Origin of the sequence: Actinocorallia sp. A-T 12471 (genome assembly GCF_033875155.1) — a bacterium.
GTDB lineage: Bacteria > Actinomycetota > Actinomycetes > Streptosporangiales > Streptosporangiaceae > Actinocorallia.
The window spans coordinates 234,673-247,841 of record NZ_JAWZTE010000012.1 but is presented as its reverse complement, the minus strand read 5'-3'; the positions used below and the strand labels follow the sequence as shown (position 1 = coordinate 247,841).

At 71.4% G+C, this 13,169-nt stretch carries 12 protein-coding genes; 6 read left to right on the top strand and 6 right to left on the bottom strand.

The window, feature by feature from the left end:
* Positions 1-433: 433 nt before the first annotated feature.
* Complete coding sequence (locus R9X44_RS28650; protein WP_319817423.1) at positions 434-1,546, bottom strand: hypothetical protein; 1,113 nt, start codon at positions 1,544-1,546, stop codon at positions 434-436.
* A 133-nt stretch (positions 1,547-1,679) separates the two neighbouring features.
* Positions 1,680-2,627 carry an LLM class F420-dependent oxidoreductase gene (locus R9X44_RS28645; RefSeq protein ID WP_319817422.1) on the bottom strand — a complete coding sequence of 316 codons (948 nt, stop codon included), beginning with the start codon at positions 2,625-2,627 and terminating at the stop codon, positions 1,680-1,682.
* A gap of 104 nt (positions 2,628-2,731) precedes the next feature.
* Between R9X44_RS28645 and R9X44_RS28640 the strand changes: the two genes are divergently transcribed.
* The 4 genes from R9X44_RS28640 to R9X44_RS28625 all read left to right on the top strand — a co-directional run bounded on the left by R9X44_RS28640 (position 2,732) and on the right by R9X44_RS28625 (position 7,903).
* A complete protein-coding gene (locus tag R9X44_RS28640) occupies positions 2,732-3,121 on the top strand; it encodes a hypothetical protein (protein WP_319817421.1) in 390 nt (129 codons plus the stop codon).
* Between the two features lie 185 nt (positions 3,122-3,306).
* The gene (locus R9X44_RS28635) at positions 3,307-4,959 is read left to right on the top strand and encodes a serine/threonine-protein kinase (RefSeq protein ID WP_319817420.1); all 1,653 of its coding nucleotides are present in this window, start codon (positions 3,307-3,309) and stop codon (positions 4,957-4,959) included.
* 25 nt (positions 4,960-4,984) lie between these two features.
* Positions 4,985-6,622: a serine/threonine-protein kinase gene (locus tag R9X44_RS28630; protein WP_319817419.1), complete on the top strand. Its 1,638-nt coding sequence runs from the start codon at positions 4,985-4,987 to the stop codon at positions 6,620-6,622.
* 45 nt (positions 6,623-6,667) lie between these two features.
* The gene (locus tag R9X44_RS28625; RefSeq protein WP_319817418.1) at positions 6,668-7,903 is read left to right on the top strand and encodes a serine/threonine-protein kinase; all 1,236 of its coding nucleotides are present in this window, start codon (positions 6,668-6,670) and stop codon (positions 7,901-7,903) included.
* Positions 7,904-7,906: 3 nt separating this feature from the next.
* Here the strand turns inward: R9X44_RS28625 and R9X44_RS28620 are convergent, their stop codons facing one another.
* The 3 genes from R9X44_RS28620 to R9X44_RS28610 are packed head-to-tail and all read right to left on the bottom strand — an operon-like array spanning position 7,907 to position 9,785.
* On the bottom strand, positions 7,907-8,743 hold the full coding sequence (locus R9X44_RS28620) for a hypothetical protein (RefSeq protein ID WP_319817417.1): 837 nt from the start codon (positions 8,741-8,743) through the stop codon (positions 7,907-7,909).
* Between the two features lie 21 nt (positions 8,744-8,764).
* Positions 8,765-9,184, bottom strand: coding sequence for a DUF6114 domain-containing protein (locus R9X44_RS28615; RefSeq protein ID WP_319817416.1), 420 nt, complete (start codon positions 9,182-9,184; stop codon positions 8,765-8,767).
* A complete protein-coding gene (locus R9X44_RS28610) occupies positions 9,171-9,785 on the bottom strand; it encodes a DUF6230 family protein (RefSeq protein WP_319817415.1) in 615 nt (204 codons plus the stop codon). Before R9X44_RS28610 ends, R9X44_RS28615 begins: the two co-directional genes overlap by 14 nt.
* A 314-nt stretch (positions 9,786-10,099) precedes the next feature.
* Here R9X44_RS28610 and R9X44_RS28605 point away from each other — a divergent pair, with 314 nt between their 5' ends.
* Positions 10,100-10,681: a TetR/AcrR family transcriptional regulator gene (locus tag R9X44_RS28605; RefSeq protein WP_319817414.1), complete on the top strand. Its 582-nt coding sequence runs from the start codon at positions 10,100-10,102 to the stop codon at positions 10,679-10,681.
* Between the two features lie 158 nt (positions 10,682-10,839).
* The gene (locus R9X44_RS28600) at positions 10,840-12,051 is read left to right on the top strand and encodes a helix-turn-helix domain-containing protein (protein WP_319817413.1); all 1,212 of its coding nucleotides are present in this window, start codon (positions 10,840-10,842) and stop codon (positions 12,049-12,051) included.
* Here R9X44_RS28600 and nagA read toward each other — a convergent pair.
* Entirely contained in the window at positions 12,048-13,166 is a 1,119-nt protein-coding gene (nagA, locus tag R9X44_RS28595) for an N-acetylglucosamine-6-phosphate deacetylase (RefSeq protein WP_319817412.1), read from the bottom strand. The genes R9X44_RS28600 and nagA overlap by 4 nt on opposite strands.
* Between the last annotated feature and the right edge of the window lie 3 nt (positions 13,167-13,169).

Below are 13,169 nucleotides of genomic sequence, written 5' to 3'. Positions count from 1 at the left end.
GCCGCCGAGCGCTCCGGCCGCGCCGAGCGGTCGACGCCGCTGGGTCCCCCACCGCCCGAGCGGCCGACGCAGCCGAGCGTCCTACCCCGTGCGCCTGACGCCCGAGCGCCTGATCCCGATGCGGCCGAGTGCTCCAGGCGCGCTGAGCGGTTGACGCCGTTGGGGCCTCGGCCTCGCCGAGAGCCACGCCCTGCCGAGCCTCGACGCGCCTGAGCCGTTGACGTCGTTGGGTTCCGACGCCGCCCCGCCGACGGGCCAGGGGGAAGTTTGGCTGCACTGGCTGGATCGCGGGCTTTGGGGGGAATGTCCCGGGAGTGGGCGGGGGCGTCGGGGCTGGGCCGGAGGGATGGGGCGCTGGGCGAGGGGGCCGGAGGGGAGACGGCGGCTTGAGGCGCGGGATCACCGGCTGATGCCGCCGAGGTGCGGTGGGGGGTTAGGCAGGGGTGGGGGGAGTTACGGTTAGCCAGTCTGGGAAGGCGGAGGGGGTGTGGCGGCCTAGGGCGGCGTGTTCGAAGAGGCCCCAGCCGTCGGCGCCGTTGCAGGTGGCGTGGGCTACGTGGTCTATGACGCCGAACATGACGCGGCCCGCTACGTCGGGGGCGGTGATGTTGTAGGTGGCGCGTTCGGTGAAGTTGGGGCCTTTCCAGATGCCGTGGGACCAGTCGGGGTCGCCGCCGTAGCCGGCTCCTACGTGGATGGGTACGGCGAGGAGGGACTCGATCTCGAGGGTGAGGGTTTCGCGGGACGGGGTGGTGCAGGTGATGGTCGCGCCCGTGGGGATGCGGGTGCCCGGCGCGTACCGTACGGCGACGTGGGGCCAGCCGAGTTGCTCTACGCGGCCGTCCTTCCACACGCGGGTGCAGTCGTTGAGGGTGCGGAAGCCGTCGGGTTGCTCCTGCATGATGAGGACGACGGCGTAGTCATCGAACCGAAGCGGCACGTAGGTCCACCACATGCCTTCGAACGGAGGGTCGGCGGGCTTCCCCGGAGGCTCGGCTTCGCCGACGGGACGGATGCCCCAGGAGCGGTCCCGGGTGCCCACCCAACGGTCGGGCGTTACGGCGATCTCCTCGCCGTCGATGGACAGGGTCCCGCTCCACGTCCCCACCTGGGCGAAGCGCTGCGCGTCGAGGGTGACGCGGCTTCCCGTCCGCATGAGGTGCGGCTGTTCCTGGACGACGTCGAAGGACCCCTCCCACGTCAGGTCCATGGCGATGCCCTCGGTCTCCTCGAGGACGACGCGCAGCCGCCGCAGCGGTTCGACCACTTCGATCCGGTACGGCCCGACGCGCTGGTTCAGCCTGTCGTCGTCTATCGCGTCCCCGAGGCGGACGACGGTCTGGACGTCTCCGCGCCGCACGAGCACGAACGCGTCTTTCGTGCCGAGGTTGGGGTAGTAGCCCGCGCCCGTGATGACGAAGATGTCGCCGGTCCTGTCGTGGGCGTTCAGGTAGCAGCGGTCGTAGAAGTTGCGGTCGCTGGTGGCGGCCCAGGCGATGGGCAGCGGCGCCTGGTGGAGGGGGTACTCGTCAAGGGGACCGATCATCGGGCGGGCCTTCCTCGTGCGGACGCGGGGTGCGCCACAACTATCCCCGCGCCCCCAAAATAGAACAAGTTCTAATTGGTCCGAGATCCCGCGACCGCCCGGCCCCCGGGGTGCGGGGCCGGGCGGTGAGGTCCTACGCCGCGGGGGCGAGCGCGCGGACGGCGTCGAAGCCGTTCAGCTGCGTGTTGGGCAGGATCGCGAGGATGGGCGTGGTGAGCCCGTTGGCGACATACGCCTCGATCCGGGCGCGGCACTGCGTCGGCGACCCGTGGATGACGAGGTCGTCCACGACCTCGTCCGGGATCGCCTTGAGCGCCCCCTGACGGTCTCCCGCCGCCCACGTCTCGAACATGGGCCCCAGCGCCTCGCCGCGTCCCAGCCACTCGTGGAAGGCGCGGTAGACGGGCACGTTCAGGTACGACGTGATGAGCCACCTGCCCAGACGACGGGCTTCCTCGGCGTCCTCGGTGGGGACGACGAACAGCCGGGCGAGAAGTTCCTTGTCCGGGTGGAACGCCGCCCGTACCGTCCTGACGTCTTCGGCGGACAGCCAGTTGGTGATGGCGGCGTCGGCCTCGCGGGCGGCGAGGCGCAGCATGCCGGGGCGCAGGGCGGCCAGCGCGATCTGCGGCGCGATCTCGGGCGCGGCCTCGAGCTTGAACCCCTTGACGCCCAGGGCCTCGTCGGTGACCTTCTCGCCGGCCAGAGCGCGGCGCAGGAAGCGCAGGGTGTCGCGGACGCGCGCGAACGGCTCGGTGAACGGGATCCCGTTCCAGCGTTCGACGATGGTGTCGCTCGACGTGCCGATGCCGAGGACGAAGCGGCCGGGGGCGAGGTCGGCGAGGGTCGCGGCCTGCTGGGCGAGCAGGGCGGGGCCGCGCGTGTAGACGGGCACGATCGCCGGGCCGAGCCGCAGGCCGGGCGCCCACTGGGACGTCAGGGCGAGCGGGGTGAAGCCGTCGGGGCCGTTGGTCTCGGCGGACCACACGTCGGTGTAGCCGAGGCCGGGCAGCTCCTCCACCAGCGCGCGGTGGTCGGCGAGCTTGACGCCGGGCAGCGGAATGGTCAGTCCCCAGTTCAAACGAGCCTCCTGCGTTCTGCGGGCCTGGCGATCGCCGGACGGATCGCCGAGCGGTCTCGGCGCGCACTCTACCCACTAAGTGACTCGTGGGTTAGTTTGCCCCCATGACTGAGACCGCCCGAAGTTCCCACGCCCCCGCACTCCGGTTGAGCGCGCTGCTCGCCGCGGCGGGCGTCATGCACTTCGTCGCCCCGAAGCCCTTCGACGCGATCGTGCCCAGGGCCCTGCCGGGCGATCCGCGCTCCTGGACGCATCTGAGCGGCATAGCGGAGCTCGCCGTGGCCGCCGCGGTGGCGACGCCCTCGACCCGCCGCCTCGGCGCGCTGGCGGCCGCCGCGTTGTTCACCGCGGTCTTCCCCGCGAACGTCCGGATGGCCCGCGACTGGAAGTCCAAGCCGCGCCCGCTGCGCCTTGCCGCCCAGGCGAGGCTTCCGTTGCAGGTTCCGCTGATCCTCTGGGCGCTCTGGGTGGCCCGGAAGGCAGGGCAACCTTAAACATAAGGACATACCGGGACACTATGCTTGGGGCGACAGGCTGCCAGTGATCCGGTGCGGTCCGCGTTCGGGTTTCGGGGGAGCGTCGAACCTTCGCTGGCTTTGTGGCGTCTAACGCAACCAGAGCGGGTTCCTGGTCGGGACGTCGCCAAAATGCACCTTCGAACCTGGATATGGTCGCTTCTATGCCGAACGAGACCCCGAGTGACCGGATGCTGGCACGTCGATACCGGTTGCACGCGCAGGTCGGCAGGGGCGGCATGGGCACGGTGTGGCAGGCTTTCGACGAGGTGCTCGGCAGGGACGTCGCGGTCAAGGAGGTCATCCTTCCGCACGGGCTGACCGACGAGGAGCGCGACCTCCAGCACCGCCGCACGTTCCGCGAGGCGCGCACCGCCGCGCGGCTCGCGCACCCCGGGGTCGTCACCGTCTACGACGTGGTCGAGGAGGACGGGCGGCCCTGGATCGTCATGGAGCTGATCAAGGCCGACTCACTCGACCGGGTGATCAAGGGCCAGGGCACCCTCGACTTCCGGCGCGCCGCGCGGATCGGCGGGCAGATGATCAGCGCGCTGCACGCCGCGCACGAGGCCGGCATCCTGCACCGCGACGTGAAGCCGTCGAACGTGCTGCTCGCGGCGGGCGACCGCGCGGTGCTCACCGACTTCGGCATCGCGACGTCCACCGGCGACGCGACGCTCACCGCCACCGGACTCGTCATGGGGTCGCCCGCGTACATCGCGCCTGAGCGCGCGCGCGGCAAGGTCGCCGGTCCCGCGTCGGACCTGTGGTCGCTGGGCATCACGCTATACGCGATGGTCGAAGGCAGGTCGCCGTATGAGCGGCCGGAGCCGATGGCCTCCCTTATCGCGATCATCACCGACGACGTGCCCGCGTCGGAGAAGGCGGGCCCCCTCGGGCAGGTCATCGAGGGATTGCTGGACAAGGACCCCGAGACGAGGCTCACCGCGCACGAGGCGGGCCGGATGCTCGACGAGATCGCCCGCGACGGGAAGCTGAGCGGCGACTACGAGCGGCCGCTCGCGCTGCGCTCCGAGCCCGCCGAGGCCGCGCCGACGACCGCCGAGCGGCTGCCCGACACGGGCCTCGGCCTGCTCGGCGAGCCGACGTCGGCGGCACGCTCGTCGGGCAACCGCACGACCGCGCTGATCGTCGCCGCGATCGTGCTGGTCACCGCGATGATCGTCGGCGGGATCGCGCTCGCGCAGAGCTTCACCTCGGGCGGCGCGAAGAACACCGCGAGCCTGCCGACGGCCACCGCGTCAGGAACGGGAACCGGAACCGGAACGAGCCAGCCGAACGCGGGCGGCACGCCGTCCCCGTCGGACAAACCGCAGTCCGAGACCCCCTCGGCCCAGACGCCGCCTCCCGGCTACCGCCTCTACCAGGACCCTTCCGGCTACTCGATGTTCGTGCCGAACGACTTCGGCGCGCCGGACAGGTCGAACGCCGAGAACCACTTCTTCAACGGCGAGGGCGGCGTGCGCGTCCAGATCGGGCAGACCGACGCCCCGGGCCCCAGCGCGCTGGCCGACTGGCAGCAGCAGGCCCCGTCCGCCAGTTTCACCGGCTACCGGCTCCTGGAGATCAGGCCGACGGGGGCCGGCGGCCTGCCGGTGCCGAGCGCCGACGGCAAGGCGTCGGCCGACTGGGAGTTCACCTTCCGCGGCAACAGCGGCGGTGAGATGCGCGCGCTGAACCGCGGCTTCGTCATGGGCGACATGGGCTACGCCATCCTGGTCATGGCCCCCGCCTCGACCTGGGACGCGACGATGCAGAAACTCCAGCCGCTGTATGCGAGCTTCAAGGGCAAATGACCGCAGCCGACCGATGGGGACCCCGATGACACAGGGCGAAGGGAGACTGCTGGGCACCCGGTACCGCCTGGACTCGGTACTGGGCCGCGGCGGCATGGGGACGGTCTGGCTCGCCAAGGACGAGCTGCTCGGCCGTGACGTCGCGGTGAAGGAGGTCATCGCGCCGCGCGGGCTCGACGACGCCGCGCGCGAGGTGCTGTACAAGCGGATGCTCCGCGAGGCGCGGGCGGCGGCGAGGCTGAGCCATCCGGGCATCGTCGTGGTACACGACGTGGTCGAGGAGGAGGAGAACGGCGCTCCTTGGATCGTCATGGAGTACGTGCGGGCGCGCACCCTCCAGGACTCGCTCGACTCCAGCGGCCCGCTGCCGCTCGACAGGGTCGCCGAGATCGGCGAGCAGGTGCTCGGCGCGCTGCGCGCCGCGCACGCCGCGGGCATCCTGCACCGCGACGTGAAGCCCGCGAACGTGATGCTCGCCGACGACAGGGTGATCCTCACCGACTTCGGCGTCGCCCAGCTCGAGGGCGACGCGACGCTCACCCAGACGGGCATCGTCATGGGGTCGCCCGCGTACCTGTCGCCGGAGCGCGCGCAGGGGCTGAAGCCGGGTCCGGCGTCCGACCTGTGGGCGCTGGGGATGCTGATGTACGCCGCGTGCGAGGGCAGGCCGCCGTTCGAGCGGCCCGAGGTGCTCTCGACGCTGGCGGCGGTGATGATGGAGCCGCTGCCGACGCCGACGCGCGCGGGCCCGCTGGCCAGGGTCATCACCGGCCTGCTGGAGAAGGACCCGGACGCGCGGATCGACGGCGCGACCGCCGCCGAGCTGCTGCACAGGGCGCTCGCCGAGACGAGGTCGCTGCCGCCCACCCCCGCGCCGCGCCCGGTGCCCGAGGCGCAGCGCAGCGGCGACACCTACGAGTCGCTGTTCATGCCGCAGATCTCCGCGGTCAGGACGTCGCCCGACCCGGTGTCGGCGGTGCGGCCGTCGGTTCCGGCGCCCAGGAGCGAGGACGCGCGTCCGGTGTACGCCGAGCGCGCGGTCTATCCCGAGCGCGCGGTGCGTTCGGAGCGCGCGGTGTACCCGGAGAACCGGACGGCCCCGTCCGCGCCGACGACGTCCGCGCCGCGCCGGGAGGGGAAGCGGTCGTCGTGGCGGCTTGTCCTTGCCGTCGCCCTCGCCACGGTCATGCTGGTCGGCGGGGTCGGCTACGTCTTCCAGGACAGGATCTTCGGCCCGGAGCGCACCCGCGAGGCGTTCGGGTACAGCGTGCGCCTGCCCGGCGACTGGGAGCAGAGCCACTACGACTCGGAGAAGCGCTACGTGCGCTGGCAGGACCCGAATTCCGGCGCGTATGTGCAGCTCGACCTGCGTGACTGGTCCAACGGGGGCGCGAGCCCGTCGGCGCGCGACTCCTTCACCGGTTACGGCAAGGACCTCAACGGCTTCCGCCAGACCAAGCTCAAGGACTTCCAGCTCGGCGACGGTCCGGCCGCCGAGCTGTGGCACAGATTTCGCAACGCCGACGGCGAGTGGATGCGCGCGGTCAATCGCAGGTTCGTCGCCAAGGACGATCATGTCGCCCTGTTCGTCGTCTTCCCCGGGGCGAATTGGGGGAAGAACAAGGCTTCCGCTCAGAATATTCTGAATTCGTGTGCTTCATGAGATGGTGGTGAACCTGTTCTCCAGAGCCCGGGGGAGAAACACGTTATGGAACAGGGTCCGGCGCGGCTGCTCGGCGGCAGGTACCGGCTGGTGAGCGAGATCGGCCGGGGCGGCATGGGTGCGGTCTGGCGCGCCCGCGACACCATGCTCGACCGCGACATCGCGGTCAAGGAGGTCACGTTCGGGCCCGGCCTCACCCAGAAAGAGAAGGACGTGCTCAAGCAGCGCACCCTTCGCGAGGCCAAGGCGTCGGCCCGGCTCAACCACCCCAACGTCGTCACCGTGCACGACGTGGTGGAGGAGGAGGGGCGGCCCTGGATCGTCATGGAGCTCGTGGAGGCGCCCTCCCTCCAGGAGATCCTCGACGCCGAGCGCACCATCGACCCGTGGCGCGCCGCCGAGATCGGCCTCCAGGTGCTCGACGCGCTGCGCGCCGCGCACAACCGGGGCATCCTGCACCGCGACGTGAAGCCCTCGAACATCCTCATCACCGCGGGGAGCCCTGCGCGGGTCGTCCTCACCGACTTCGGTATCGCCCAGATGGAGGGCGACGTCACGCTCACCCAGACGGGCCTGGTCATGGGGTCGCCCGCTTACATCCCGCCGGAGCGGGTGCAGGGCGAGCGCGCCACCGCGGCCTCGGACCTGTGGTCGCTGGGGGCGACCCTGTTCGCGGCCGTCGAAGGGTACGCGCCGTACGAGCGGCCGGACGCGATGGCCGCCTTGCAGGCCGCGCTCTCCGAGCCGGTACCGCGTCCCGTCAACGCCGGAAGGCTGACCCGGGTCCTTGAGGGGCTGCTGGTGCGCGAGCCCGCCGCGCGGATGACCGGCGACCAGGCGCTGCCGCTGCTGTCCGACGTGTCGACGTCGCGGCCGAACGCGCTGCCCACCCAGTTCGACGAGACAGTGCTCGACCGGCCGCGCGATCTCGACCGGCCGCAGGAGATCGCGCTGGAGACCGTGCTCGACCCCGGCGCGCGGGCGCTGCGCGTCCCACGGCAGCCCCCGCAGCCGACGCCGAAGCCGACCCCGCAGCCGCAGCCGGAGCCCGAGGCGCGGACCGTGCTCGAGCCGCCCGGGTGGTCGCTTGAGCAGCAGCCGCACGTGCCGCAGCCGCCGCAGCAGCAGCAGCATTACGCGTACGTCCAGCCGCCCTACCCGACGCCGCCGCCCATGCCGGTCCCGGTGCAGGGCCGCAACACGCTGCACACCGTGGTGATCGTGCTCTCGGTCATGGTGGCGGTGGCCGCGATCGTCGTCGCGTTCCTGCTGCTGAGGTGACGCTCAGCCCTGCTTGAGGCCCTTCACGGTCGCGGTCGTCGCGGTGACGGCGGTGCCCTTGACGGTGACGTCGGTGAACGTCATCAGCGGCAGCACGAGCGGCGGGGGCGCGTCCGGGGTGAGCGTCATCGGGAGCAGGCCGAACGCCTTGCCGGAGATGCTCGCCGCGTACATGACGACGTCGCCGGAGAACGCGAACTCGGTCGCGGTGAGGGTCGAGCCGCGCGCGGTCTGACGGAGGCCAGTGAGCTTCGCGGTCTTCATCGAGAACTTCAGCAGCCGCTTGGTCCCGTCCGACGTGGGCAGCGTGACGACGCCGTCGTACGCGAGCCCGGTCTGGGTGAGGGACGCGGCGGTGAGGGTGACGTCCTCGGTGTAGGTCGTGAGCCCGCTCGCCTTGACGGCCTTCGCCGCGCTCCCGGACACCGCGCACTCCTCGGCGGCCCACGCCCTGTAGAAGGCCGCCGCCTCCTCACGGGTGACCGAGGCGGGGTCAGCGGGAACCTCGGGACACCCGTCCTTAGCCTCGTCCTTCTCCTGCGCTGTCTCCGTCGCCTTGTCGTCGGCCGTCTCGCTGGGAGAGGCCGACGGCTCGGGGACGGCCGTCGAAGGCGACGTCTCCGGGGCGGGCGTGGGAGACGCCTCGGGGGTGGGCGTGGTGGAGGGCGACGGAGACGGAGCCGGGGAGGACGGCTCCGTCTCCGCCGTGGGAGCGGCCGCGGGGGAGGCGGCCGTCCTTGGAGTCGCCGTCTGCGGGGTCTCCTCCCCGAAAGCCGGGGCGGCGTACAGAGCGGCGAGAAGCGGCGGGAGCAGGGTCAGGGCCAGAGGCTTGGCGCGCAAGGGGAGTTTCCTAGGGTGACGTCAGGAGACGAGGCCGGGAACGATCTCGTCACGGCCGGGCGTCTCAGCCGAACGGTCGCGGCCCGGCGACCAGGCGAAGATCATGCCCGAGCCGACGACGCCGAGCAGCAGGCCGAGGAAGAACCCGCCGAGGTTGGAGGACGGGAACGACGCGAGCGCGGCGAGCATCGTGATGATGCCGTAGAAGTGCCGCTGGACCGGGTGGACCCAGGCGAGCACCCCGCCCGCGACGAGCATCGCCCCGGCCAGCCAGGAGGCGACCCCGGGCATGCCCTGGTGGATGCTGACGGCGAGGGGCGCGTAGGGGATCGCGATGAGTTCGACGCCAGCCAGGACGGCGAACACGCCACCCCAGAAGGGACGTGTCCGCCGCCAGTGCCGGAATCCGGCGAGCGACGCGTGCGCGCTACTTGCAGACATTGTCGCTTCCACCGAAGCCGAGCTTCAGGTTGGGGAGGGTGAAGGTGCCCGCGGTGGTCGACCAGGCGGTCTGGTCGAGGTCGGTGATGACCACGGTCGCGGCCTGCTGGCCGAACGCGCCCTTGGTGTCGCTGTGGATGTCCTTGCCAGCGGCGCTGACGGTCGAGGCGTCGACGCCGATCTGCATGTCGGAGAACACCGCGTCACCGGCGAGCTGCTCGACGTCGAGGACGAGGTTGGTGGCGCTGACGGGCTTGCCCGCGTCGCCCGCGGTGAGCCGCAGCGCGAACGGGCCGACCGCGACCGACTGGCACATGTTGGTGATCTTGGCCTTGGCGATGCCGGAGACCGCGACGGGGACCGTGCCCTTGCCGGTGGGGGTGATGGTCCTGCCGTACTGGACGAAGCCTTCGCCCTCGAGCTTGTCGGCGGTGACCTTGAAGTTGCTGCCGGAGATCACGAACGACGACGCGAGCGCGCCGGAGGCCGTCGCGAAGCCGAACGCGCCGACGACGAGGCCCGCGGGGACCATCATCAGGCCGAACCGCTTCCAGTTGACCCGGCCGGTCGGGGCGGAGCCGGTGGTTACCGCATGCTTCATGTGGGGGTTCCCCAAACTCGGGATTTACGGGGTGATTCCTGACACTCTCGTCAGGCGTCGGTCAAGTTACCCCCAAGTACTTACTTTCGGCAAGTCATGAGACGCGGCCGCATGCCCGTTGATCAGCAACGATGCTGCCGCACCCCCCGCCCGCAGAACCAAGGGTCTAGACCAATTCCGTGCGACAAAGCCCACGGGACAAAGCCTGACGGAAAGGCGCGGGCACCCCGGAGGTGCGCGGGTGGTCGGCGATACGGGAAGATGTTCATGAAAAGTGGGAGGTGGCCCCTTTGGCTGGCGACGTACGGATCACCGTGACGCGCACTCTGAGCAAGGATCAACAGGCTCGGCGTGCCCGGCTGGTCCAGGCAGCGCACGAGCTGGCGAGCGAGGGCGGCTACCCGGCGGTGACGATGCACGACGTCGCCGACCGCGCGGGCGTCGCGCGGGCGACCGTCTACCGCTACTTCGCCTCCAAGGACCACCTGCTCACCGAGGTCGCGGCCGACTGGGCGAGGGTCATGGACGACCTCGTCGCGGTGGCCGACGGCGATCCCGTCGACAGGTTGAGCGCGGTCCTCGAGGCCATCGTCGCGATCGCCGCCGACAACCTCCCGCTGACGTCGGCGATCGTGCAGGCCGCGACGTCGGCCGACTCGGGCGTGGACGACGCGCGCAATGAGCTGTTCCGCTACATCCGCGACAGGTTCGGCGGCGCGATCGACCCCGACCACGCGATCGACGAGGTCGCCGGCGTCCCGGTCGAGGACGTCGAGGTGGTGATCGGCCATCTCGTGCTCGCCGCGCTGATCGGCCTGACGACCCTGGCCCGTCCGCGTGACGAGGTCAGCTCGATGGTCAGCACCGCCGCGAAGCTCATCATGGGCGGCCGCTGACCGGGGTAGGTGATCCCCGTCTCACCCGCTTTTGTCACTTGACTGACAAAGCGATCGGTTGTTTTGTCCGCCATGGTGGTGCGCGGCTGCGTACGCCCCGGTAACTTGCCATCCGCAACAGAACAGAAAAACTGGCGACATCCCCGGGAGGTGAGACCATGTCCATCACGCTGGAGGGTCCGTCGCACAGGACGTTCCCGCAGCTCCCCGGCGACTGGAACGCGTTCTTCACGCCGTTCATCGGCGGGGTCGCCGACCAGATGATCGAGGAGATCAAGGCGGGCGTGCCGGAGTTCGCCCGGATGGAACCCGCCTACGTCACCAACATCCGGACCGCGGTCGAGGGCGCGCTCCAGCACTTCGTGCAGCTGATCACCGACCCCGACGCCTCACTCGACAAGCTCACCGAGGTCTTCCGCTACATCGGCTGGGGCGAGGCGAGGGTCGGCCGCAGCCTCGACGACCTCCAGGTGGCCATGCGGATCGGCGCGCGGGTCGCGCTGCGCCGCATCACCGTGGAGTCCGAGCGGCACGACCTGCCGCGCTCGTCGCTCGGCGAGCTCGCCGAAGCGATCCTGCTGTTCCTCGACGAGCTCGCGGCGGCCGCGTCGGCGGGCTACCACACCGCGAGCGAGCAGGTCGCGGGCGAGCAGACGCGGCGCAGGCGGCGGCTGCTCGACATGCTGCTGTCCGACCAGACCCCCTCGTCGTCGGCTCTGGCCGACGCGGCCCGCGACGCCGGGTGGCGGCTGCCGAAGGCCGTCGCGGCGGTGGCGTTGCGCGAGCGCAGGACCGAGGATTACCTGCAGCCCGCGCTGCCGCCGGACGTCCTGATGGACCTCAACCGGCACGAGCCGTGCCTCGTGGTGCCCGACCCCGACGGCCCGGGCCGCAGGCAGGCGCTGGAGAAGGCGTTGCGCGACTGGTCGGCGGCGATCGGCCCGACCGTCGAGCCCGCCGACCTCGGCAACTCGCTGCGCTGGGCCCGCGAGGTGCTCGCGCTGGCGCACCGTGGCGTGGTGCCCGACGACGGCCTGATCCGCTGCGTCGACCATCTGCCGAGCCTCGTGGTGTTCAAGGACGAGGACCTCGTCTGGACCGTCGCGCGGGCGAGGCTCGCGCCGCTCCTGGACATCCGCGCAAGGCACCGCGACAGGCTCGCCCGCACCCTCCTGGCATGCCTCCAGAACGGCTTCAACGCCACCGAGGTGGCCGCGCGGCTGCACGTGCACCCCCAGACCGTCAGGTACCGCCTGCACCAGCTTGAGGAGCTGTTCGGCGAGCAGCTGTACGACCCCGAGGCGCGGATGGCGTTCGAGATGTCGCTCAGGGTCTGGCTGACGCTGCACGCCGAGGGCCGCGAGTCCTAGCGCGCTTCGGGGACCTCGATCACGCGCAGGTCCTCGTCGAGGATCACCAGGTCGGCGCGCTTGCCGGGCATCAGCGTGCCGCGGTCGGCGAGGCCGAGCACCTGGGCGGGGACCGCCGAGGCGTAGCGCGACGCGGTCGTGATCGGGATGCCGACGTCCACGACCGCCCTGCGCAGTGCGGCGTCCATGGTCAGGGTGCTGCCCGCCAGGGAGCCGTTCTCGGTGAGCCGCGCGGTGCCCTTCTCGACGCGTACCTGCATCGCGCCGAGCAGGTACTCGCCGTCGCCCATGCCGGTGGCGTCGATCGCGTCGGTGATGAGCGCGACGCGGCCGGGCGCGAGCCTGTCGAGCAGCCGGACGATCGCGGGGTCGAGGTGGATGCCGTCGTTGATGACCTCGAGGACGACCCCCGCGGCCTCGGCGGCGGCCACGACCGCGCCAGGCTCGCGGTGGTGCAGCCCGCGCATCCCGTTGAAGGCGTGGGTGACCAGCGACGCGCCCGCGGCGAACGCGGCGGCGGCCTGCGCGTAGGTGGCGTCGGTGTGGCCGACGGCGGCGACGACCCCGCGCGAGACGAGTTCGCGCACGAGGTCAAGGCCGTCCTCGCCGGTCTCGGCGTTGACGAGCTCCGGCGCGACGGTCATCTGCCTGACCTTGCCGCGTCCGGCGTCGAGCAGCAGCCGCAGTTCGGCGAGGCTGGGGGCGCGCAGCGCGGCGGGGTTCTGCGCGCCGCAGCGCGAGTGCGCGAGGAACGGGCCCTCGAAGTGGCAGCCCTCGACAAGGCCCTCCTCGGCGAGGTCAGCGATCCAGCCGGCCGCCGCCGCGAGGTCCGCGAGCGGCGCGGTGACGAGGCTGACGAGCGTCGTCGTGGTGCCGTGCGCGCGGTGGAAGGCGACGGCTTCGCGGATCGCGTTCTCCGACGTCATCGCCGAGTGGCCGCCGCCGCCGTGCACGTGCAGGTCCACGAAGCCGGGCAGCAGCCAGGCCCCGGCGAGGTCGCGGCCGCGCCGGTCGCCGGTGCCGACGCCGGTGATGCGCCCGTGCTCGGCCTCGAGCCAGCCGCGTCCGATGACGCCGGTGGGCGTGACGATCCTTGCGTTCGTGTAGACGGTCATGGC